24 protein-coding genes and 1 other annotated feature are annotated in these 22468 nt (G+C 36.0%); of the genes, 15 read left to right on the top strand and 9 right to left on the bottom strand.

Annotated features, from left to right (window positions below; all coding sequences use genetic code 11):
• Positions 1-59: 59 nt before the first annotated feature.
• The 3 genes from ACZ76X_RS08625 (at position 60) to ACZ76X_RS08615 (ending at position 2752) form a co-directional block, all read left to right on the top strand.
• Complete coding sequence (locus ACZ76X_RS08625) at positions 60-1361, top strand: alpha-amylase family glycosyl hydrolase (protein WP_479850182.1); 1302 nt, start codon at positions 60-62, stop codon at positions 1359-1361.
• Positions 1362-1407: 46 nt separating this feature from the next.
• The gene (locus tag ACZ76X_RS08620) at positions 1408-1635 is read left to right on the top strand and encodes a hypothetical protein (RefSeq protein WP_479850181.1); all 228 of its coding nucleotides are present in this window, start codon (positions 1408-1410) and stop codon (positions 1633-1635) included.
• Positions 1636-1849: 214 nt separating this feature from the next.
• The gene (locus ACZ76X_RS08615; RefSeq protein WP_479850180.1) at positions 1850-2752 is read left to right on the top strand and encodes a helix-turn-helix domain-containing protein; all 903 of its coding nucleotides are present in this window, start codon (positions 1850-1852) and stop codon (positions 2750-2752) included.
• Between the two features lie 500 nt (positions 2753-3252).
• Here the strand turns inward: ACZ76X_RS08615 and ACZ76X_RS08610 are convergent, their stop codons facing one another.
• Positions 3253-3744: a YajQ family cyclic di-GMP-binding protein gene (locus ACZ76X_RS08610; protein WP_342377738.1), complete on the bottom strand. Its 492-nt coding sequence runs from the start codon at positions 3742-3744 to the stop codon at positions 3253-3255.
• Between the two features lie 397 nt (positions 3745-4141).
• On the opposite strand from ACZ76X_RS08610, the gene ACZ76X_RS08605 reads away from it, so the two are divergent.
• Complete coding sequence (locus ACZ76X_RS08605) at positions 4142-4996, top strand: CvfB family protein (RefSeq protein ID WP_479850179.1); 855 nt, start codon at positions 4142-4144, stop codon at positions 4994-4996.
• Positions 4997-5047: 51 nt separating this feature from the next.
• Here ACZ76X_RS08605 and prsA read toward each other — a convergent pair whose 3' ends face one another.
• Both prsA and ACZ76X_RS08595 read right to left on the bottom strand, forming a co-directional pair.
• Positions 5048-5905: a peptidylprolyl isomerase PrsA gene (prsA, locus tag ACZ76X_RS08600; RefSeq protein WP_479850178.1), complete on the bottom strand. Its 858-nt coding sequence runs from the start codon at positions 5903-5905 to the stop codon at positions 5048-5050.
• A gap of 130 nt (positions 5906-6035) precedes the next feature.
• Positions 6036-6167 carry a DUF3941 domain-containing protein gene (locus ACZ76X_RS08595; protein WP_001120847.1) on the bottom strand — a complete coding sequence of 44 codons (132 nt, stop codon included), beginning with the start codon at positions 6165-6167 and terminating at the stop codon, positions 6036-6038.
• Positions 6168-6267: 100 nt separating this feature from the next.
• On the opposite strand from ACZ76X_RS08595, the gene ACZ76X_RS08590 reads away from it, so the two are divergent.
• Complete coding sequence (locus tag ACZ76X_RS08590) at positions 6268-7125, top strand: YitT family protein (RefSeq protein WP_000364426.1); 858 nt, start codon at positions 6268-6270, stop codon at positions 7123-7125.
• Between the two features lie 25 nt (positions 7126-7150).
• Here ACZ76X_RS08590 and ACZ76X_RS08585 read toward each other — a convergent pair whose 3' ends face one another.
• The 3 genes from ACZ76X_RS08585 to ACZ76X_RS08575 all read right to left on the bottom strand — a co-directional run bounded on the left by ACZ76X_RS08585 (position 7151) and on the right by ACZ76X_RS08575 (position 8404).
• On the bottom strand, positions 7151-7348 hold the full coding sequence (locus ACZ76X_RS08585) for a DUF3813 domain-containing protein (RefSeq protein ID WP_000527393.1): 198 nt from the start codon (positions 7346-7348) through the stop codon (positions 7151-7153).
• A complete protein-coding gene (locus ACZ76X_RS08580) occupies positions 7349-7489 on the bottom strand; it encodes a hypothetical protein (protein ID WP_000516816.1) in 141 nt (46 codons plus the stop codon). It abuts the gene before it with no gap.
• Positions 7490-7594: 105 nt separating this feature from the next.
• Complete coding sequence (locus tag ACZ76X_RS08575) at positions 7595-8404, bottom strand: Cof-type HAD-IIB family hydrolase (RefSeq protein ID WP_044792712.1); 810 nt, start codon at positions 8402-8404, stop codon at positions 7595-7597.
• A gap of 491 nt (positions 8405-8895) precedes the next feature.
• Between ACZ76X_RS08575 and ACZ76X_RS08570 the strand changes: the two genes are divergently transcribed.
• Together ACZ76X_RS08570 and clpB are read left to right on the top strand one after the other, a co-directional pair.
• A complete protein-coding gene (locus tag ACZ76X_RS08570) occupies positions 8896-9075 on the top strand; it encodes a YjzC family protein (RefSeq protein ID WP_000531421.1) in 180 nt (59 codons plus the stop codon).
• Between the two features lie 210 nt (positions 9076-9285).
• Positions 9286-11886: an ATP-dependent chaperone ClpB gene (gene clpB, locus ACZ76X_RS08565; RefSeq protein ID WP_479850177.1), complete on the top strand. Its 2601-nt coding sequence runs from the start codon at positions 9286-9288 to the stop codon at positions 11884-11886.
• A gap of 31 nt (positions 11887-11917) precedes the next feature.
• Here the strand turns inward: clpB and ACZ76X_RS08560 are convergent, their stop codons facing one another.
• Positions 11918-12100, bottom strand: a complete 183-nt coding sequence (locus ACZ76X_RS08560; protein ID WP_098671313.1) for a YjzD family protein — start codon at positions 12098-12100, stop codon at positions 11918-11920.
• Positions 12101-12256: 156 nt separating this feature from the next.
• On the opposite strand from ACZ76X_RS08560, the gene ACZ76X_RS08555 reads away from it, so the two are divergent.
• The 7 genes from ACZ76X_RS08555 to ACZ76X_RS08525 all read left to right on the top strand — a co-directional run bounded on the left by ACZ76X_RS08555 (position 12257) and on the right by ACZ76X_RS08525 (position 18344).
• A complete protein-coding gene (locus tag ACZ76X_RS08555; protein WP_029437835.1) occupies positions 12257-12991 on the top strand; it encodes a lipase family protein in 735 nt (244 codons plus the stop codon).
• A gap of 29 nt (positions 12992-13020) precedes the next feature.
• Positions 13021-13893, top strand: a complete 873-nt coding sequence (locus tag ACZ76X_RS08550) for an NAD-dependent epimerase/dehydratase family protein (RefSeq protein ID WP_479850176.1) — start codon at positions 13021-13023, stop codon at positions 13891-13893.
• 53 nt (positions 13894-13946) lie between these two features.
• Positions 13947-14123 carry a ComZ family protein gene (locus ACZ76X_RS08545; protein WP_009879752.1) on the top strand — a complete coding sequence of 59 codons (177 nt, stop codon included), beginning with the start codon at positions 13947-13949 and terminating at the stop codon, positions 14121-14123.
• A gap of 234 nt (positions 14124-14357) precedes the next feature.
• Complete coding sequence (gene fabH / locus ACZ76X_RS08540) at positions 14358-15290, top strand: beta-ketoacyl-ACP synthase III (protein WP_479850175.1); 933 nt, start codon at positions 14358-14360, stop codon at positions 15288-15290.
• A gap of 30 nt (positions 15291-15320) precedes the next feature.
• Entirely contained in the window at positions 15321-16559 is a 1239-nt protein-coding gene (gene fabF / locus ACZ76X_RS08535; RefSeq protein ID WP_098670226.1) for a beta-ketoacyl-ACP synthase II, read from the top strand.
• 106 nt (positions 16560-16665) lie between these two features.
• On the top strand, positions 16666-17454 hold the full coding sequence (locus ACZ76X_RS08530; protein WP_479850174.1) for a DUF2268 domain-containing putative Zn-dependent protease: 789 nt from the start codon (positions 16666-16668) through the stop codon (positions 17452-17454).
• 143 nt (positions 17455-17597) lie between these two features.
• Positions 17598-18344 (top strand): YjbA family protein, encoded by a 747-nt coding sequence (locus ACZ76X_RS08525; protein ID WP_048553970.1) that lies wholly within the window; start codon positions 17598-17600, stop codon positions 18342-18344.
• A gap of 342 nt (positions 18345-18686) precedes the next feature.
• Here the strand turns inward: ACZ76X_RS08525 and trpS are convergent, their stop codons facing one another.
• Both trpS and ACZ76X_RS08515 read right to left on the bottom strand, forming a co-directional pair.
• On the bottom strand, positions 18687-19676 hold the full coding sequence (gene trpS / locus ACZ76X_RS08520) for a tryptophan--tRNA ligase (protein WP_098254665.1): 990 nt from the start codon (positions 19674-19676) through the stop codon (positions 18687-18689).
• 74 nt (positions 19677-19750) lie between these two features.
• Positions 19751-19967 (bottom strand) — a binding site (T-box leader).
• Positions 19968-20072: 105 nt separating this feature from the next.
• The gene (locus ACZ76X_RS08515; protein WP_098254666.1) at positions 20073-20453 is read right to left on the bottom strand and encodes a DUF3899 domain-containing protein; all 381 of its coding nucleotides are present in this window, start codon (positions 20451-20453) and stop codon (positions 20073-20075) included.
• A gap of 319 nt (positions 20454-20772) precedes the next feature.
• Here ACZ76X_RS08515 and ACZ76X_RS08510 point away from each other — a divergent pair, with 319 nt between their 5' ends.
• Positions 20773-22428 (top strand): peptide ABC transporter substrate-binding protein, encoded by a 1656-nt coding sequence (locus ACZ76X_RS08510; protein WP_479850173.1) that lies wholly within the window; start codon positions 20773-20775, stop codon positions 22426-22428.
• Positions 22429-22468 lie beyond the last annotated feature (40 nt).

Raw genomic sequence — 22468 nt, 5'->3', positions numbered from 1 at the left:
ACGTATGCGATTCGTTTAGATAATTGGTATAATATTCTTACAATTAAAAAACATGGGGGATGCGTGTGGGGAAAATACATACTAGGAAACTGTTCATTTGTTTTTGTTTAGCTGTCGTTTTATTTGTACCAATACATACGTTTGCAAATGAAAAAAGAGAGTGGCGAGACGAAGTTATATATTCTATTATGATTGATCGTTTCAATAACGGAGAACCGAAAAATGACAAACAGTTAGAAGTTGGTAATTTAGAAGGGTATCAGGGCGGAGATATAAGAGGGATTATAAAAAGACTGGATTACATAAAAGAAATGGGCTTTACTGCTGTTATGCTTTCTCCGCTTTTTGAAAGTGGAAAGTACGATGGATTAGAGGTGCACAATTTTCAAAAGGTAAATGAACATTTCGGAACAGAAAATGATGTGAAAGAACTTGTACAAGCAGCTCACGCAAAAGGAATGAAAGTTGTACTTCAATTTCCGCTTGGAGAGAACGAAAAACAAGTCATCGACGCGATGAAATGGTGGATCAAAGAAGCAGATTTAGATGCAAGTTATGTAATACATAGTGAAAAAAAGTCGGATACTTTTTGGGATGATGTGCAAAAAGATATGCAAATGATAAAGAAAGATTTTCGTATTATGATAAAAGAAGATAGTAAATACAACGAAAAAATAGTAGATGCGTTTTCTAAAGCGGACGTATCAGTGAAACCTTTATATGATGTGAGTAAAAAAGACGGAGCAGCCGCTACATTTTTAGATAATCAAGATACAAAAAGATTTGCTCGTATTGCAAAAGAGAATATGAATTATCCACCATCTCGTTTGAAACTAGCTCTTACATATTTGTTAACAACACCAGGTATTCCGAATTTTTATTACGGAACTGAAATTGCATTGGATGGAGGAGGTACGCCAGATAATAGACGATTAATGGACTTCAAATCAGATGAAAAGTTTATGCAACACATAACGAAACTCGGTGAGCTTAGACAAGCGAGACCATCTTTACGCCGCGGTACGTTTGAGCTTCTATACGATAAAGATGGAATGAGTGTACTAAAGAGAAAGTATAAAGATGAAGTGACAGTAGTAGCGATTAATAATACGAAAGAAACACAAAAAGTTGCTTTACCTGTAAGTGCAATTGGCGAAAAACAAGAGTTAAGAGGATTGTTAGAAGATGAAATTATAAGAGAAGAAAAAGGAAAGTTTTATCTTGTTTTAAAACGTGAAGAGTCAAATGTGTATAAAGTTAACGGAGAAACAGGTGTGAATTGGCTATTTATTTCTTTAATCGTCGGTGTGAACGTATTGTTTATTGCATTTTTACTTGCGGTTAAAAAGAGACGGAAATGAGTAGCGTTTTTTAGTAGTTCTTCTTTAGTTTAAGGTGGTGAGGTATTTGCGGAAAAAGAAGTGGTTCGCTATATGCTTATGTGTTTTTATCGTATTCGTAAGTTTTTATTTGTGGGACAACCGTGATGAGGGGGAATTTGTTCGGTGGGGCGATAGTGTTCATTCTGTTGATACGGCAGTTCTGAAGAGAAACGATATAAAATACAAAATTGAAAATGATAAAGTATACATTCCTAAAAAATCATTTGATAAAGCGATAATGTGTTGCTCTTAATAAGTGCGAAATCTCGAGGGAAACAGGTTAAGGAGAAAACTTTCTCCCTAGCTTGTTTTTCTGTGAAGTAAGGCTCACACCTCGAAAGGCAGCTGAGTAAAAAAGTGAAAAGGCCGATAGAAAAAACAATAATTGCAAATATAATAATTTTACATTACATTAAAGGGTGGAAAATATTCTGTTACTCATTGAGGGCTATATTTGAGGAGGAAAAATGGAGTTTTACGATTTGGGTATTACCATTAAAGAACTTAGAATGAAAAAGAATATATCACAATCTGAATTGTGTCATGGAATATGTTCGCAAAGTCAAATTAGCAAAATAGAAAAAGGTATGATTTATCCATCTAGCATATTGTTATATCAATTATCTGAAAGACTTGGTATTGATCCAAATCATATTTTCGCACTAACTCAAAACAAAAAACTAAAATATGTAGAAAATGTAAAATGTGTAATGAGAGATTGTACAAAACAAAAACAATATAATGAACTTTATGAAATAGTGAAACAAGAGAAAAACGAAAATAATTTCCAGTTAAAAGAAGATAAACAATTTCTAATATGGCATGAAGCGATTGCTATATTTTATGTGAATAAATCAATAAAAACTGCTTTAAATCTTTTAAATAATGCACTAAAACTAACTGTAACGAATGGTGATTTTTTATCAGAAAGAGAAATAGATATTATGCAGTCGATGGCTATATTTCATTGGGCAAATAAAGAATATGAAAAGAGTATTACTATATTAAGAAGATGTTTAACTAATTTTAATAAGTTAGATTTCCCTAGAGATAAAGAGGTTAAATTAAAAATCATTTTTAATTTAGGGAAAATGTTAGGTCATGTAAATCAACATGAAGAGGCAATAAAATACAATGATATGGGTATTAATTTAGCTATTAATCTAAATACTTTATACTTATTAGGCGAATTATACTATGGAAAAGCTTGGAACATGCTAAAGCTGAAACAATATAATGAAGAAGATGTAGCTGATAATATGAAAAAAGCATTATTTATCTTTGAACTAACAGAAAAAGAAGATCTGATAAAAATAGTTAAAGAAAAATATTTTGAACAACAAAATAAAAAAATCACTCATAATTTCTGATGAACATCTTATTATTTTCTATAAAAAAAGCACCTTATGGTGTCTTTTTTATGACTTATATCATCAATTATTACAGTTCGTAGGTTTCTTATACCAAGCTTTGTTGATGTATTTACAATTCGCAGGTGTTGAAGTTTTAGATGTATCCCCAGGTGTAGTTATATTATTAGAACACCCTGCAATATATAGACAGAATGTAGTTAATAAAAAACATAGTATTAATTTCTTCAAATAACCACTTCTAACTCTTTTTAATTAACATTTTTCATAAAATAAATTCCTTACTAATTTTACATTACAGGAAAGGGTGGAAAATATTCTTATACTCATAATTTGTTACATTTGATTGGGGAGGAGGCTGTTGCCTTGATTTTTAAAAAAGGCCTTCTTCATTTATGCATAATAATTAAACCCCTATTCTAACTATCCGATTGCCCGTAAGCTTAGACTTTTACACGCTAAAAAGAAAAACATCCTCTACACAGAGGATGTTTTTCTTTTTAGCGGTAGTTAATGAATTGTACGTCAATCGGTAAATCAGCACTACGAACTGCAGCGATAACTGCTTGTAAGTCATCACGGCTTTTCGCTGTAACACGTACTTGGTCATCTTGTACTTGTGTTTTTACTTTTAACTTCATTTCTTTAATGATGTTGTTAATTTTTTTTGCGTTATCTTTATCGATACCTTGTTGAAGTGTTGCACGTTGGCGAACAGTGTTACCAGCTGCCGCTTCAACTTTTCCGTAATCTAAGTTCTTAATTGGAACGTTACGTTTTACAAGTTTAGAAATAAGAACGTCTTTTACTTGCTCTAATTTGAACTCGTCGTCAGAAGTTAAAACAAGTACTTCTTTTTCTAATTTAATATCACTTTTACTTCCTTTAAAGTCATATCGGTTTTGGATTTCCTTTAATGCGATGTTAATTGCGTTTGTTACTTCAGGTAATTCTACTTTCGAAACGATGTCAAAAGAACTATCTTTTGCCATAGTTAGCACCTCCAAATAAATTTCTAATCTTTTTATGTACTGTACATACTAAAGTATAGCTGAAAACGAGCTTAGACTTAAGTGTTTTCATACTTATATTCATGTAACCTCATTTTATTATAGTGAATTTTGGGCAGTTGGACAAATAAAGGAAAAATCGTGTTATAATTAACTTTTGTTTGGAATGATAAAAATATAAAAAAGTTAAAAAGTTCATTTTACCCCGCATTAACGGGCAGTAAGACTCCCACCTAAAAATTCGACTGTAGCAAAGAAGGGAGGCGGGAGATCAACTGCCCGTAAAAGCCCGATTGGTTCAACTAATAATCAGTGGGAAGGAACAAAACCCCCACTGATTAAAGTTTCACTTTATATATAGAGAAGGGAATTAAAAAATATGTACTTACAAATAGGATCGATTGAACAGGTAACTGTTTTACGCGAAACGGAAATCGGATATATGGTTGGGAATGAAGAAGAAGAGATTTTCCTACATAAAAACGAAGTAGCTGGAGAAATTGAAGAAGGTGATACGATTGATGTATTCTTATACCTTGATCACCAAAATCGTATTTCAGCAACAATGAAAGAGCCAATTATTACAACGTATGATTGGAACTGGGTAAAGGTTGTAGAAGTTATTCCTAGTTTAGGTGTGTTTGTTGATATTGGTGTATCAAAAGATATACTAATCCCGGCTGATGAGTTCCCGATTTATATGCCAGTATGGCCAGAAGTTGGAGACGAATTATATTGTACGTTAAAATTAACGAATCGTGATCGCCTTATCGCTCTTCCGGCAAGAGACAGTGATATGCAAGAAATTATCGTAGATGCGACGCCATCTATGCGTAATAAAAACGTAAATGGACGTGTGTATCGTTCACTTCAAGTTGGTTCATTCATCTTAACAGATGAGCATTTCCGTGCTTTCTTACACCATACGGAAAGAAAAGAACAAGTCCGTATTGGTCAGCGCGTAACAGGACGTATTATTGATGTGAAAGATGACGGTACAATTAACATTTCACTTCTTCCTCGTAAAGAAGAAGGAATGGAAGATGATGCTGCAGTAATTTATGCATATATGGAAGAACGAGGCGGAGCAATGCCGTTTTGGGATAAGAGTTACCCAGAAGATATTAAAGAACGTTTCAATATGAGTAAAGCTGCCTTTAAGCGTGCGCTTGGTAAGTTGATGAAAGAAGAAAAGGTTTACCAAGAAGAAGGTTGGACGTACTTTAAGAAGTAAAGGAAATAAAAAGCACCACCATATATTTTGTAAATATATGGTGGTGCTTTTTTAATTCCCTTGCTCATGCGCAAGAGTAAACGTATCTTTCAAGTCACTATCATTTATTTTGATATTTGCTTTTTTCAATTCATCTTGCAATAGTTTTTTGCCGAATATAGGGTCAGCGAGACGTTCTTCTTCTAAGTGTTTGCGAATAGAGTCTTTCACTTCATCATAAGGCTTTAAATCTTTTTTATCAGTTAATTTAATAATATGATAACCGTTTGGTGATGTAACGGGATTGCTAATTTGTCCGACCTTTAGTTTATAGGCAGCTGTTTCAAATTCAGGCGCCATTTTGCCTGAATTGAAGTATCCAAGGTCTCCGCCTTTTTCTTTTGATAGTAAATCTTGTGATTCTTGCTTTGCTAATTCTTCAAATGAAGCACCAGCATCTAATTTTTTCTTTATTTCTTTCGCTTCGTTTTCATCGCTTACTAAAATATGGCTCGCTTTAATTTCTGGCTTATAGTGGTCTTTCACGTCTTTTTCTGTAATACTTTTCTTAATCGCTTCATTCATAGCAAGTTTGAACTTAATTTGATTTTTAAAATCAGCTTCATCTTTTAAACCATTGTTTTTTAATACATTTTTAAATTGGTCTCCGTATTGATTTTTCGCTTTTTCTACTTCTTTATCTACATCATCATCAGATACTTTATATTTTTTCGTGATAACGTCTTGTGCCATCATTTCGTATAGCATGTCTTTTCCGTAACGATCTTTCAACTGTTTTTCGAAGTCGTTCTTCGTAATGGTTGAGTCTGTTGCTGTAGCGACTGTATCTGAGCCGTTTTTTTGTCCACAAGCAGATAGCATTAATATACTTAGTAGTGCAGTAATAATGAAAATGTGTTTCCCTCTCATGCTAACACCTCATCCGAATATGTTATCGTTATTGTAGAATATAGAAGTGAACATGAAGTGAATTTTTAATGTTTTTTCCCTGTAAACTGTAAAAAAAGTACACCAACAATATTGTTGGTGTACGATGGAATCAAAGGTGATCGGTCTTTTTAGAATAGGCACGCTTACCTTGCTGAATGTTTTTTTGTTCTTGCTCATTTTTTTGCGCGCGTTTTGCATTATTATCGCGTGCTTTTTTGTCGTTATCACTCGTATGTGGCATATGTATCAACTCCATTTCTAAACGTTGTACGTTTATCATTTCCTTTTTCGTAAAGACTATGTATAGCAGTGCATTCATGAATAATAAGGGTGGATTAGAAATGGATTTGAAGTTGAATTATGCCGAACTTATAAAGAAGTTAATCGTTGTAATCATCGCAGGTTTGTTAAACGCGATTGGAATGAATTTATTTTTAACGCCAGCGAAAGTGTACGCGAGTGGCTTTGCTGGATTGTCTCAATTGTTATCACAAATATTAGGTGACTTTTTATCTATTCACATATCAACAGGGGTATTGTTTAGCTTGTTTAATATTCCCGTCGTTATTTTAGCCTGGAAAAAGGTTGGAAAGGCCTTTACTTTCTTTAGTTTTCTTTGCGTTATCTTTATGACTTTGTTTTTAGAAATTATCCCGGTTAGGGCAGTTTCGAATGACATCATATTAAATGCGATTTTTGGCGGGCTTATTTCAGCAATCGGGGTAGGGATTGCGTTGAAGTGGGGGGCTTCTACAGGTGGTTTAGATATAATCGCCATGATTTTATCAAAGATTAAAGACAAGCCTGTCGGTACGTATTTTTTCTTCTTTAATGCACTAATTATTATCGCTGCTGGCTATGTGTATGGATGGGAAAAAGCATTATATACGTTGGTGACTTTGTATGTGTCAACGCGAATCATCGATGCGATTCATACGCGTCATGTGAAGATTACGGCATTAATTGTTACGAAGAATGGGGCAGATGTAAGAAAGGCGATTCACTCACGCTTAGTGAGGGGGATTACAACTATACCGGCAACAGGTGCTTATACGAATGAAAATAAGGAAATGTTAATGATTGTTATTACCCGTTACGAACTGTACGAATTAGAGAGGGTTATTAAACAAGTGGACCCAGGTGCATTTACAAACGTACTGCAAACGGTTGGGGTGTTTGGCTTGTTTCGAAAAGATTAAAGAGGACCAAAGCTGGTCCTCTTTTTTAATGTAAATTCGTAATGTTTTGCAACTGCTCTTGCATTTCACGTAGCTGAACTTTTTCAGCTGTTGAAGAGTTTGCGTAAGCAGAGTGCAACGCGTTTTTTGCTCTATATACGAGATCTTGTTGCTCAGCGCCGCTTGAACAAGATACGGCATTTGCAACAGCATCTCTAGCTTGTTGGAATAGTAAGTTCCCCATTTAGACCCCTCCAAAAGAAGAGTTACTTCTCGCTTTTTCTGCCTCAGCTAATGTACCTCTGTACGGGAATCTTGCATCATGCTTCATAACAGCATCGGCTCCTTGTTGGATAAAACGTTTTGATTTGTTCTTTTTACCCATTCGAAAAACCCCCTTTATTTAGCTGAAAACAATCGACGCGCTGACTTATGCGTCTAATGATAGTATGAGCGTTTGGCGAGAAACTATAAGCAGGGAATTTTTAGATTACAATCCAAGAACCTCTTCTAAATATAGAGCAATACCATCTTCTTCGTTTGTTAACGTCGTATGGTTTGCGAGTGATTTTAATTCAGGGATGGCATTTCCCATTGCGATGCCGTGACCAGCAAATTCAATCATTTCAAAGTCGTTATCCTCGTCACCGAAAGCGATAATTCGTTCTTGTGGAATGTTATAATGACTAGAAATTTTTTGTAATCCGACAGCTTTATTTAATCCGCTTTTTACGATTTCAATAATCGGCCAAGGTGCACCCCATTTTCTATGGTCGATTACTTCAGCATGCATATCAGTTAAATGTTGACGAATTGCAGTAGAATGCTCGTCATGTGCGTCAATTAATAAGCAAGTTGGATGATCGTTTAAAATATTTAATAAGTCTCCTGTAAAAATCTTTGGAGAACCGAATTCGAAAATATGTTTTTTATCTTCATCAATTTCACGAACATACACATCGTCCATTACTTCAGCGTATATATTTTTTACGCCAAAATCAAAGCAAGCTCGGACAATTTCTTGCGCTGTTGCTAGCTCAAGAGGAGAGTGATGTGTGCCCCACTTTGAATCAAGAGGATGATGTACGTATGCGCCATTAAAGTTTACGATTGGTGTATTTAAACCAAGTTCTTTATAGTAATCATAACTAGCGCGGAATGGACGTCCTGTTGAAATAACAACGATATGTCCTTGTTCCTTTGCCTTTGCAATTGTATGTTTTGTGCGAGTGGAAATTATTTTATTGTCTGTTAATAAAGTGCCGTCTAAGTCTAATGCGATTAAATGTTGTTTGTTCATAATTTCACCTCTTATAATAATTTTTTTGTATCTATCTGTATTTCCGTTTTTAATATGCAGAAATAAGAGGTTAGACTGGGTGAGACCGCCAAAGATGGAAAGTTCACTATATATCCATCTTACGTCGCAAAGTGCTGCGGTGTCTACTATTTCTCGCTGGAAATCATGAAAAGTCAACATCTTTTTAGAAAGTTCAAACAATGTTTCTTTCATTATGGACAAATTGTGAAAAGGGTTACATTGCTCGTATAATGAGGCTTATAATGAACATGTAATCTTCTCGTATATGTTTGACTCTCCTTTGAAACCGGCCTATAGTAGGTTGGTTTCTTTTTTTCTACAAATAGGAAAGAAATCCCTTCCTAAGCTTATGTCATTCATGTATATGTACAAGGATGAAATATAGTACTTGTTTCCTAAACATGACAGACAAGCTTTCTTTTAAAATGGATATACTAATGAGGCAAAGACGTCATGGAAGGAGAATGAAAATGGGACAAAATCGCAGGTTTCGTTCTGGACAAAAAGCGCCGAATGATGGCATTTACGTAGAAATTGGTGAAACGGGAAGTATGGTGAAAGACCCGCAAATGGTGAAACTAACTGCCGGTGAAAAGTTTCCAGATAACACAAATCATAACCGTCAGTGGACATATAAAAGAAAACCGTAACAGAAGCCGCAATCGTTATTGCGGCTTTTTTTCATCACACATTATAATTTCATTTACCGTACTTTTTTAAGTAGCATAATGAATTTTCCTTTTTTCTTTTTCTAATAATAAGTTTGAAAATACATAATCAAAATTATTGTATAAAAAAGTCAGTTGGCGTATAATCAAATCAAAGGTCAAAGAAAGTCAAACATTTGGAGGACTGTAAAGATGGACTTAAATCAAATGACAACGAAAACACAAGAGGCGATTATGAGTGCCCAATCTTTAGCGGTATCTCATCATCATCAAGAAGTAGATACTGTTCATCTCTTGTTTACATTATTAGAAGAGCAAGATGGGTTAGCAGTACGTATTTTTCAAAAAATGAATGTTGATATAGAAGCGTTAAAACAAGGCGCCGAAAGTTTAATTAAGAAAAAGCCCTCTGTAACGGGAAGCGGTGCAGAAGCAGGGAAATTATATATAACAGGTGCCCTGCAACAATTGCTTGTAAGGGCAGGAAAAGAAGCAGAGAAATTACAAGATGACTACATTTCAGTTGAACATGTATTGCTTGCTTTTACTGAAGAAAAAGGCGATATAGGCCAATTATTCACAAGATTTCATATTACGAAAGATAACTTATTACAGTCTTTAATGACAGTTCGGGGGAATCAAAGAGTGACTAGTCAGAATCCAGAAGCAACTTATGAAGCGTTAGAAAAATATGGTCGTGATTTAGTGGCGGAAGTAAGAGCGGGGAAAATTGACCCTGTTATCGGCCGCGATAGTGAAATTCGTCGCGTAATCCGCATTCTTTCACGTAAAACGAAAAACAACCCAGTTTTAATTGGTGAACCAGGTGTTGGTAAAACAGCAATTGTTGAAGGGTTAGCACAGCGTATTGTGAAGAAGGATGTACCTGAAGGATTAAAAGATAGAACAATCTTTGCATTAGATATGAGTGCGCTTGTAGCTGGAGCAAAATTCCGTGGTGAATTTGAAGAGCGTCTGCAAGCTGTATTAAATGAAATTAAAAAGAGTGAAGGACGCATTTTATTATTCATTGATGAACTTCATACAATCGTCGGAGCTGGTAAAACAGAAGGTGCGATGGACGCAGGGAATATGTTAAAACCGATGCTTGCTCGCGGTGAACTACACTGTATTGGGGCGACGACGCTCGATGAATATCGTAAATATATTGAGAAAGACCCGGCGTTAGAAAGACGTTTCCAACAAGTATTAGCAGAAGAACCAACTGTTGAAGATACAATTTCCATTTTACGTGGTTTAAAAGAGCGTTTTGAAATTTATCATGGTGTAAATATTCATGACCGCGCGATTGTAGCAGCATCAGTTTTATCAGATCGATATATTTCGGACCGTTTCTTACCAGATAAAGCAATTGATCTTGTCGATGAAGCGTGTGCAACAATTCGTACAGAAATCGATTCTATGCCGACAGAATTAGATGAAGTAACGCGCCGCATTATGCAGCTAGAAATTGAAGAAGCGGCTCTTGGAAAAGAAAAGGACTTTGGTAGCCAAGAACGTCTAAAAACGTTGCAACGTGAATTATCGGATTTAAAAGAAGTTGCAAGTGGTATGAGAGCGAAATGGGAGAAAGAAAAAGAAGATATTCACAAAGTTCGTGATTTACGTGAACATTTAGAGCGTCTGCGCCGTGAATTAGAAGAAGCAGAAGGGAATTACGATTTAAATAAAGCAGCGGAACTTCGCCATGGAAAAATTCCTGCAATTGAAAAAGAGTTAAAAGAAGCGGAAGAAATGGGCGCACATAATAAACAAGAAAATCGTTTATTACGTGAGGAAGTAAGTGAAGAAGAAATTGCTGATATTGTTTCGCGCTGGACTGGTATTCCTGTTGCAAAACTCGTTGAAGGTGAACGCGAGAAATTGCTACGTTTAGAGCAAATTTTATCAGAACGTGTTATCGGGCAAGAGGAAGCAGTAAGCTTAGTATCAGACGCAGTTCTTCGTGCGCGCGCTGGTATTAAAGACCCGAACCGTCCGATTGGTTCCTTCATTTTCTTAGGACCGACTGGTGTTGGTAAAACAGAACTTGCAAAAACGTTAGCGCAGTCATTATTCGATAGTGAAGAGCAAATGATTCGTATCGATATGTCTGAGTATATGGAGAAACATGCTGTGTCACGCTTAATTGGTGCGCCTCCTGGATATGTTGGATATGAAGAGGGCGGTCAATTAACAGAAGCAGTAAGACGTAAACCATATTCTGTTATTTTGTTAGACGAAATTGAAAAAGCGCATCCAGAAGTATTCAACATTTTATTACAAATGTTAGATGACGGTCGCATTACAGATTCGCAAGGACGTACAGTAGACTTTAAAAACACGGTTATTATTATGACTTCAAATATTGGATCTGCTCATTTATTAGATGGATTAGGAGAAGATGGCTCCATTAAAGAAGAATCAAGAGAACTTGTAATGGGACAATTAAGAGGTCATTTCCGACCAGAGTTTTTAAACCGTGTCGACGAAATTATTTTATTCAAACCTCTTACAACGAATGAAATTAAAGGCATTGTTGATAAAATTGTAAAAGAATTACAAGGTCGTTTAGCTGACCGTCATATTACAGTAGAATTAACAGACGCAGCGAAAGAATTTGTTGTAGAAGCTGGATTTGATCCGATGTACGGAGCTCGTCCATTAAAACGATATGTACAGCGTCAAGTTGAGACGAAATTAGCGAGAGAATTAATTGCAGGTACGATTACTGACAATAGTCATGTAGTGGTTGATGTAGAAAATAACGAATTAGTCGTTCATGTGAAATGAAAAAAGAGTTCGGATAAAATCCGGACTCTTTTTAGTGTTGTTCTACTGGCTCGTTTGGAATCGCAGCTGCAATCGCTAATACTAATACTGCAAGAACAACTGAGAAAATAGACGCTTGGTTAAAATCGTATGCACCGCCAGTCATAGAGCCGATTACGTAGCTCATCATATGTACAAGCAAGAACGACCAAATTAATGCCCAAATGAAACGCATATTTTACACCTCTATTCGTTCAATCTGTCCTTATTGTAACACAATTGAAAAAAGAATATAGAAAAATATTTGTAGATTTTTCAACGCAAAATTGCATTCCGTTCATACATTATTAAAGAGTACTTTTATACGTTTAGAAAATAAGGCGGGGAAAAAATGAGTATTACGGAACGTTTTTTTTACTTAGAAAAAGAACCATGCGTTATTTATTTACCGGAGAAGCCAAACGGATTTTCTGTAATGCTTCTCGGTGATTATAACTACTTTATTGAGAATGGTACAAGTTTATGGACACAGCATGCAGGTAGATCTTATTTTTTACATGGCCTTATTGAGGAAGGCTATACGGTCTTTTCTTCTAATTTATACGGAAGGCATTGGGGAAATGACCAGTCTGTTCGTCTAGCAAAACGCTTATATGATGTTGTGTTGAGAAAAGAGACATTGAATGCGAAAATGCACATTATGGCGGATGGTATGGGTGCACTTGTAGCGCTTGAAATGATGAACAAATACCCTGAATGTATACGCTCTGTCATTATGTTAAATCCGTGTTTAGATTTACCGGAATATGTGGAGTTTGAGAAAGAGCATAAGTTTTTTTACAAGAGACTCGTAAAGGAATTATGTTTGGCGTATGATTCCAAAGAAGCAGAATTAGAATCAAAAATAAATAAGAAATCATTTACGCTTCTTCCGTCTTGTGTACCTGTTAAAGTTTTCGTATCAACACAAGAAAAAAGAGGAAGAAAACAGTTGTTACGTAAATATGAGAAAATGAGGCAATTCAATCAATGTGATACTTCTGTCTTATTCCATCTGCAAGATGTGAAATATAAAATGGTTAGGCAAACGACTGATTTCTTTAAAAAATATGAAGAAGAATTGTGAAGCTCCCATATACATAAATGAGGAGCTATTTGTTTCAAGGAGAAAGGGTTGGTGGCATGGAACGCGTGCTAATTATAGGTGCACTTACGTTTGTAGGTTATCACCTTGTGAATAAAATGATTGCAGAAGAAGTAGAAGTGTACGGTCTTGATTTTGATGAATTCGAGAACATGACAAAGATTAATGAAGAGAAATTATTGTTAATTGGGCGGAATGCGTTATTTACGTATTACTCGATAAGAGATGAAGAGGGATGGAGATCAGTAGAAGGAGAGAAGTTCGATACAGTTTACTTTTGCTTGTATGAACCAAATCAACAAAGTGGCTTTCGGAATGAAAGAGTTATATTACAGTATTTAAAGCGAATTGTAAGACTATGTGAAGAACATAAAGTGAAGTTAAATCTAATTTCTTCTATTGAAGTAGGAAACACAGATGAATCCGAAAATAAACGTTTATTTTCGAAAGTGGAAGAAGGATTGAAAAAAGGAGAGATACAATATAGTGTATTTCGAGTTCCTACATTATATGGGCCATGGCAACCATCTTTTATGATGTATCATCAGCTCATTTTATCGGAATTGGGTGAGAAAGAGTGCCATTATGCGAGTAAGGAAAACGGAAGGGATCTACTGTACGTGGAAGATGTATGTGAATACTTATGGGAAAATGGAATGAACGAGGGGCATCTCGGTATATACAACTTACTTAGTGGCAAAAAATCATTATGGAAAAAAGGTATGAATCTTTTACGTGCAGAGGATAAAGTAAATAAAGAGAATGAGGAAGAAACAGATACAGCTGTAGAGGTGATTTCGATAAAAAGAAATACGCCGTTAGAATATGGTTTAAATAAACAATTAGCGCATATGAAAAAATATAAAGAGTTATACGAAGGGTAGCGAGCGTGTTACACTATGTATGTGAAAGTTTTAATGGAGAGGAAGAACGTAATATGAATGAGAAAAGCATGCAATTTTTACAAATCGCAATGAAGCATTTACCAGAAGCAAAGGCCATTTTAGATGATAATGGAATTGCGCTTGATATGGAAAAAGCACAACCAGTATTAGAGTTATTGATGAAGGTTATGAACGAAGCATATGAGCTTGGAAAAGCAGATCAAGAATAAAAAGCATCTTTTAAGATGGAAGAGAGGCCCGAACCGCGGATAGAAGCGGTCAGGGCCTTTTTTATATTTCAAAAGAAACAGGGAAAGGTATGTTTCCGTTTCTTTTCATGAACAATAAGGTGAATAATGCGCTCGCTTTATGTTTTAGCTGAAATATATTCTAGACAAAAATACATTTATGTTTTAAAATTAGTACCAAGTCATAATAATTGATATAAAACGGAGGGCTGCGATGTGAACGTGGGCATTTTAGGGATCGGAAGATATGTGCCAGAAAAAGTAGTCACAAATCACGATTTAGAGAAAATAATGGATACATCCGATGAATGGATTCGTACGAGAACAGGCATTGCGGAAAGACGCATTGCCGATGATACAATAGATACTTCATATATGGCCGTAGAGGCTTCTAAAAAAGCGCTTGAAGATGCAGGGGTTAGCGGAGAGGATATCGATCTTATTTTAGTAGCGACAGTAACACCAGATCGTGCTTTCCCAGCAGTAGCTTGTGTCATTCAAGAAGCAATTGGCGCAAAACATGCAGCTGCAATGGATTTAAGTGCAGCATGTGCTGGTTTTATGTACGGAATGATTACAGCGCAGCAATTTATTCAAACGGGAACTTATAAAAATGTATTAGTAGTTGGTAGTGATAAGCTATCTAAAATTGTAGACTGGAACGATCGAAATACAGCGGTACTATTTGGAGACGGAGCTGGTGCGATCGTAATGGGAGCTGTTTCAGAAGGGAAAGGCGTTCTATCTTTCGAATTAGGAGCAGACGGAAGTGGCGGTAAGCATCTTTATCAAGACGAGTATGTTATGATGAATGGCAGAGAAGTCTTTAAATTTGCCGTTCGTCAACTTGGAGATTCTTGTCTTCGCGTTTTAGATAAAGCTGGTCTTACGAAAGAAGATGTGGATTTCTTAGTACCGCATCAAGCGAATATTCGTATTATGGAATCTGCAAGAGAGAGATTAAATTTACCACAAGAAAAAATGAGTATGACAATTGAGAAGTTCGGTAATACATCAGCTTCTTCAATCCCGATTGCAATGGTAGAGGAATTGCAAAACGGACGTATTCAAGATGGTGATTTAATTATACTTGTTGGTTTTGGCGGTGGATTAACATGGGGAGCAGTTGCTCTTCGTTGGGGTAAATAAGGACTGAGAGAAAAAAGGAGTGTATTTTGTATGGAAAAAAAGAGGGTCGTAATTACAGGACTAGGAGCTGTTACACCGGTCGGTACAGATGTTGAAACAGCGTGGGAAAACATTAAAAAGGGTGTATCTGGAATCGGACGACTTACAAGAATTGATCCGGAACTATTTCCAGCAAAAGTAGCAGCAGAAATTAACGACTTTGAAGTCGAGAAATATATTGATAAAAAAGAAGCGCGCCGTATGGATCGCTTTACACAATATGCAGTAGCAGCAGCGAAAATGGCAGTTGCAGATGCAAAGCTTGAAATTACAGAAGAAAACGGACCTCGTATTGGCGTTTGGATTGGTTCTGGTATTGGCGGTATGGAAACATACGAAGAACAATTTAAGATTTTTACTGAGAAAGGCCCGCGCCGCGTGAGCCCATTCTTCGTACCGATGATGATTCCAGATATGGCAGCAGGTCAAGTATCGATCGCAACAGGGGCAAAAGGAATTAATACTTGTTCTGTAACGGCTTGTGCATCTGGTGCAAACTCAATTGGTGATGCATTTAAGGCGATTCAGCGCGGTGATGCGGATGCAATGATTACGGGCGGAGCAGAGGCGCCGTTAACAAGTATGGCATTCGCAGGATTTAGCTCAGCGAAAGCATTAACATTCAATGAAGATCCAGCAACAGCTTGTCGTCCATTCGATAAAAACCGTAGCGGTTTCGTAATGGGTGAAGGTTCAGGTATTTTAATTCTTGAAGAATTAGAGCATGCATTAGCTCGTGGTGCTCACATTTATGCGGAAATCGCTGGTTACGGTGCAACTGGTGATGCGTTCCATATTACAATGCCGGCTCCTGGCGGTGAAGGTGGCGTGCGTGCAATGCGTCAAGCTTTAGCAGATGCAGGTCTACAGCCAGAAGATATTGATTACATTAATGCGCATGGTACAAGTACGGATGCGAATGAAAAGTATGAAACGATGGCAATTAAAGAAACGTTCGGTGAGCACGCGTATAAAGTAGCGATCAGCTCAACGAAGTCAATGACAGGTCACTTATTAGGAGCAGCTGGTGCTGTTGAAGCGATCTTCTCTATTAAATCAATTACAGACGGAGTAATTCCTCCAACAATTAACTATGAAACACCAGATCCAGAGTGTGACTTAGATTACGTACCGAATAGTGCGAGACATCAAGAAGTAAACGCAGTGTTAAGTAATTCACTAGGATTCGGTGGCCATAACGCAGTATTAGTATTTAAAGCGTATAAATAATAGATGAAATAAGGAGTTTTTTCGCAATATATTGCGAAAAAACTCCTTATTTATTTTTACGCCTTTGTCTCCTTTTGCATATACATAAGAAAAAGGAGGGATAAAGATGGGGATTGTTGAAACTGCTGAGTGGTTACATCTATATTACGGACGGCCAGAAAAGCTATGTGAGAAGTTTACAAAGTATATTCCGTTGCCAAAAGAAAGATTGTATCGCTTTTTAATTTCTAAAGGTATGTATCGCCCGGTTATGCGAGGAGAACAAGAAATTAAAGAGTTAGAGAAAAAGGAAGTTTGGAAAGAATTACGTACGGAGTATGAGAAATTAAAAAATTGGTTAAAAGGTCCGGATGTCCCTGTCTTTATTTTATTATCAGATTCCTATAATCGAACTGTACAAGAAGAGTATAACGGTAGGGCTGGATTATCTATGCGTCACGTTATTTTCTTATTCGTATGTGGACGGAATTCAGTGGAAGAATTAAAAGTCTTATTAGCACATGAATATCATCACATATGCAGGTTACATCAAATTGAGACGAAAGAAACAGAGTATACATTACTTGATACGATGATTATGGAAGGATTGGCTGAGCAAGCAGTAACTGAAAGATATTCAGAAAAAAACAATGCACCGTGGACGACGTACCTTTCAAAAGAAGAAGCTATTTATTATTGGAAAAACGTTGTACATGAAAGAATAAGTATAAAGCGAGGAACTAGGGAGCACGACATCTTATTAAATGGATTGCATTCTTATCCGAAGATGCTTGGCTATGCACTTGGATTTCATATTGTCAAAGATTGTGTAACTTTGGAAGGAGAAAATACACTTTCTTTATTATCTATAGATGCAAAAGAAATATTGAATAAAGCAAATACATTTCATATATAAAAAAACAGGATCTCTATTTCCTGTTTTTTTAGTATTAATAGAAGAAAAAATAATAATTAGAATATATTTCCTTAGGTGGAATAAAGTTAAGAAAAATTGAACATAATGATTGATACAAACAGTAGTGAAGTGAGGGGTAGTGAATGTTATATCTACATGATGTATGGGTAAATTGGTTTGAAGGTGAAGAGAATGGGTATAACGTTTGTCATTTTTACGAATGGCGGAAAGATGATACGATTGAGCTATTAGATCAAGTGCCATTATTAAAAGTAGATGCCACATTATATCATTACATCGAGAACGAATTGTTAGAGCTTCCGCAAAAAATGTTGGAAGACGTACATCATAAGGCTTATATTCGTAAAAATCATGAACGTTTGCAGCAAGAGTATTGCTTTGTAGTTACAGATGGAAAAGGAATTATTGCGATCGACACAATTGGTTACAATGTGCCAATTCGAAAGAGCAGACTTATACCGCGCCAAGAGCAGATGGTATATGAGATGGTAGAAAACGTACAAGCAGAAAAGTATGAGTTCCAAGTAGAAGAAATGGAAAAAGAACATCATATTTTATCACCATCACCTTTCATTATGAATGGCTTAACTCGTAAAGAAAGACAGCTTAAACAATTATTATTTATGGCGTTAGATCAATTACATACAACGAAAAATACAGCAGAAATCCGCTATTGGTTCACAGAGTGGGATCCATCAGCATACGGAATGGTTCAACATATGGAATTTGAAGATATTTGGGCTAAGCTTTATGAGGAAGCGAAAACGGGTTGGTCTGAGAAGCATGAACAATTATGTGAGCGTCTCGTAAAAGGACAGCCATTTTTTGAAAAGTTATGGGAAATGGAAAACGAGCAAAAGGTAAATTAAAAAACCGCCAATTGGCGGTTTTTTTTATTTGTGGTAACTTAACTTAGCTCCGGCAGTAAGCCCCTCACATTCTAAGCGAGCCGCTTCCGCTTTATATGAAATCCAGCTTCAGCGGCAAGAATGTTCGGTGGCTTCACGCCTTCCTGCGAGGCAAAAAGCGCCTCTACGTCAGGAGCTCCATCCCCCTCACATTCTAAGCGAGCCGCTTCCGCTTTATATGAAATCCAGCTTCAGCGGCAAGAATGTTCGGTGGCTTCGCGCCTTCCTGCGAGGCAAAAAGCGCCTCTACGTCAGGAGCTCCATCCCCCTCACATTCTAAGCGAGCCGCTTCCGCTTTATATGTTACCTACGTTTTCTGCTTAGTCCCATTGCGTTTTCTACTTTGCGTAGTTGTTTGAATGCAACGCGGTTTGCTTTTTCGGCACCTTTGTCTAGAATTTCATCTAGTTCTGGTGAGTTGATTAGTTCGTTATATTTATCTTGGATTGGACGAATTGCTTCTACGACTACTTGTGCTAGGTCGCCTTTGAAGTCTCCGTATCCTTTTCCTTCGTACATTGCTTCGATTTCTTCTACTGTTTTGCCAGAGAATGAAGAGTAGATTGTTAATAAGTTAGAGATTCCAGGTTTGTTTTCTTTATCGAATTTCACAATACCTTCAGAATCAGTTACAGCACTCTTGATTTTCTTTTCAATTGTTTTTGGTTCATCAAGCATGCTGATCATTGATTTTGGATTTGGATCAGATTTACTCATTTTCTTCGTAGGTTCTGTTAAGGACATAACGCGAGCTCCTACTTTTGGAATACGAATTTCAGGAACAGTGAACACTTCACGGAAACGCTTGTTGAAACGCTCTGCTAGGTCACGTGTTAATTCCATATGTTGTTTTTGGTCATCACCAACCGGTACAATTTCCGTGTTGTAAAGTAAAATATCAGCAGCCATTAATGGTGGATACGTTAGTAATCCAGCGGGTACTGAATCTCTACCTGACGCTTTATCTTTATATTGTGTCATACGCTCTAATTCTCCAACGTAAGCCACTGATTGCATAATCCATCCTAGTTGAGCGTGTGCTGGTACTTCTGATTGTACAAATAAAGTAGCTTTTTCAGGATCGATGCCGCATGCTACATAAAGTGCAGCAAGACTGCGGATGTTTTTACGAAGTTGTACGGGATCTTGAGGTACTGTAATCGCATGTTGGTTTACAATACAGAAATAACAGTCGTGTTCATTTTGAAGCTCTGTAAATTGCTTCATAGCCCCTAAATAGTTTCCAAGTGTAATCGTTCCACTTGGCTGAATACCAGAAAAGATAACTGACATAAGTAATTCCTCCTAATTTGAATATGTGATGGGGAAGAGAAGGCAAACAAAAAAGCCCATTCATCCCTAAAAACTATAGGGACGAATGGACCGCGGTACCACCCTAATTATTTCACTACTGTGAAATCTCTCTAATCCATAATAACGTTTGGATATAACGCCAAAGCCTACTACTTTCGGTTCGGTTTGGTGCTCAAAAGCCCATTCCATACTGTACAATTACTTGTTCACACCAGCCACAAGCTCTCTGAAATTGCCTCAATATGTACTCTTCTTTATCATCGCATACATATAATTTTATTTATTGTTACCTGAGCCCTTTTAATATGAAAGAACTAAAGTTTTATAACAAAATGTTTTGCTGATTATTATATCATATGGGATAGTGTTTGCAAACTACATCAAAATAGTAAAGCTAATGAGGGTCGAGAATAACCCAAGAACGATACCGGTAATGCAAATGGGATACGTCCATTTGAATGAATATGTTTTATAAATACGTTCTTTCTTATCGGTAGGTTCCTCTACTTCTTCAATTAAAGAGTCAATTTTTTTGTTCGTACCAAACACTCTTTGGAAGGCGTAAATGGTTACGTTAAAAAATCCATTTTGAAATATGAATAAAAAACCGCCTATAAGAATAAAAAATAGTGCGATATAAAACGATATGTTGACAAAATTCAACAAAAATTGCGATGAAACGAGGAATGCGCCAATACTAGAAGCGATTATCGCCATGAAAATTAGTATACAAGTATGAAAAAAAACTTTATTCAAAATGTTCCCCTCCGTCAAAATATTACTAGAATTATTATACTATAAAAGCTATAATAAGTACTAGAACTAATTTTTTGAAAATTATACGCAATTAAAGGTCTGATTTTAAGATGATGGTAGCAATGTTAACGTATCCCTTTACAAAAAAATAAAAAAATAAACATTTTATTAAAAATTTTAACAAAAAAACAAAAAACTATATTCACAATTGTTATATTATATGTATAATGAAAATTGTAGAAACTTGGAGATTATTCTTTCAATTCTACTTTTTTACAAGTGAGGGTACAGGAAGTGCAATTAGGGGAGGCAACACAACATGAAGAAAAAGATACCGTTATTACTTGCATCGACGTTAACTGCAAGTATGTTGCTTGGCGCGTGTAGCTACCAAAAGGATGACGCAAAAGCAAAAGGGAAAGAAAATGCTACGAGTAGTAGTAATGGAAAGCAGACTCTTAATTTAACAGAGTTATCTGAAATTCCGTCAATGGATGCTTCATTAGCATCTGATTCTGCATCTTCTACAGCATTAAATAATACGATGGAAGGTTTATATCGTACCGGCAAAGATCAAAAGAGAATGCCAGGAGTTGCTGAAGATTTTCAAAAGTTAGATGATGGGAAGAAATACATATTTAAATTAAGAAAAGATGCGAAATGGTCGAATGGGGAACCTGTAACAGCAAAAGACTTTGTGTATTCATGGAAAAGAGCCGTAAATCCAGATACAAAAGCGACATATTCGTACATTATGTTCGACATTAAAAATGCAGAGAAGATTCATAAAAAAGAATTACCTGCTGACCAATTAGGTGTAAAAGCAATTGATGACTATACATTAGAAGTGGAATTAGATAATCCCGTTCCTTACTTTGTTGATTTAACAGTTTATCCAGTATTTTATCCACTAAATGAAAACTTTGTAAAAGTACAAGGTGAGAAGTTTGGATTAGAGGCAAATACAACATTATATAATGGGCCATTTGTTATGAGTGATTGGAAACATGAACAAAGCTTCCAGTTTAAGAAGAACCCATCATATTGGGATAATAAAACGGTTAAAATCGAAGAAATTAACTTTAATATTGTAAAAAATACATCTACTGATGTAAATTTATATGAGACAAACTCGATTGATCGTGCGGCTCTATCTTCAGAATTTGTTGATAAGTTTAGACAAAGCCCAGAATTCCACACAAGAAAAGAAGCAGGGGTTGCTTACTTAAGGTTTAATCAAAGTAATCAATACTTAAGCAATAAAAACTTAAGAAAAGCAATTTCAATGTCCTTTGACCGTGATAATATTGCGAAGGTTATTTTAAATAATGGTGCAATTGGAGCTTATGGATTTGTTGGAAAAGATTTCGCTGAAGGTCCGAATAAAAAAGACTTCCGAGCTGAAAATGGAAAGTTAGTTGAAACAAATCCAAAAGAAGCGAAAAAGCTGTGGGAAACAGCGAAGAAAGAGCTTGGCACTGATAAAATCGAACTAGAATTCTTAAATTTCGATAATGAAGATGCGAAAAAAGTTGGTGAATTCTTAAAAGGTGAAATGGAAAAGAACTTACCAGGTTTATCGATTAAAATTAAACAGCAGCCATTCGCACAAAAAAATAAATTAGAAGATTCTCAGCAATATGATATTGCGTTTGGTATTTGGGGACCAGATTTCCCAGATCCAATCTCATATTTAGATATGTTTGTTACGAATGGTTCTCAAAATAAAACAGGATATTCTAATCAGAAATATGATGAATTAATTCTAAAAGCTAAAACAGATACAAAAGATTTACAAGAACGCTGGAACAACCTTTTAGAGGTAGAGAAGATGTTAATTAAAGAGGATGTAGTTATCACTCCAATCTTCCAAAAAGGTTCAGCGTATGTAGTGAAAGATGCCGTGAAAGATATTATCCCAATCAACTATGGTGGTAGATTAACTTACAAATGGGCATCTGTTGAACAAAAATAATCTTTTTTCCATCGTTTACTAGGGTATATGCCTATGATGG

Source organism: Bacillus sp. BC05(2025), from assembly GCF_056725905.1.
Note: the sequence above shows the minus strand (reverse complement) of the source record. Positions and strands in the feature narration are given on the sequence as shown.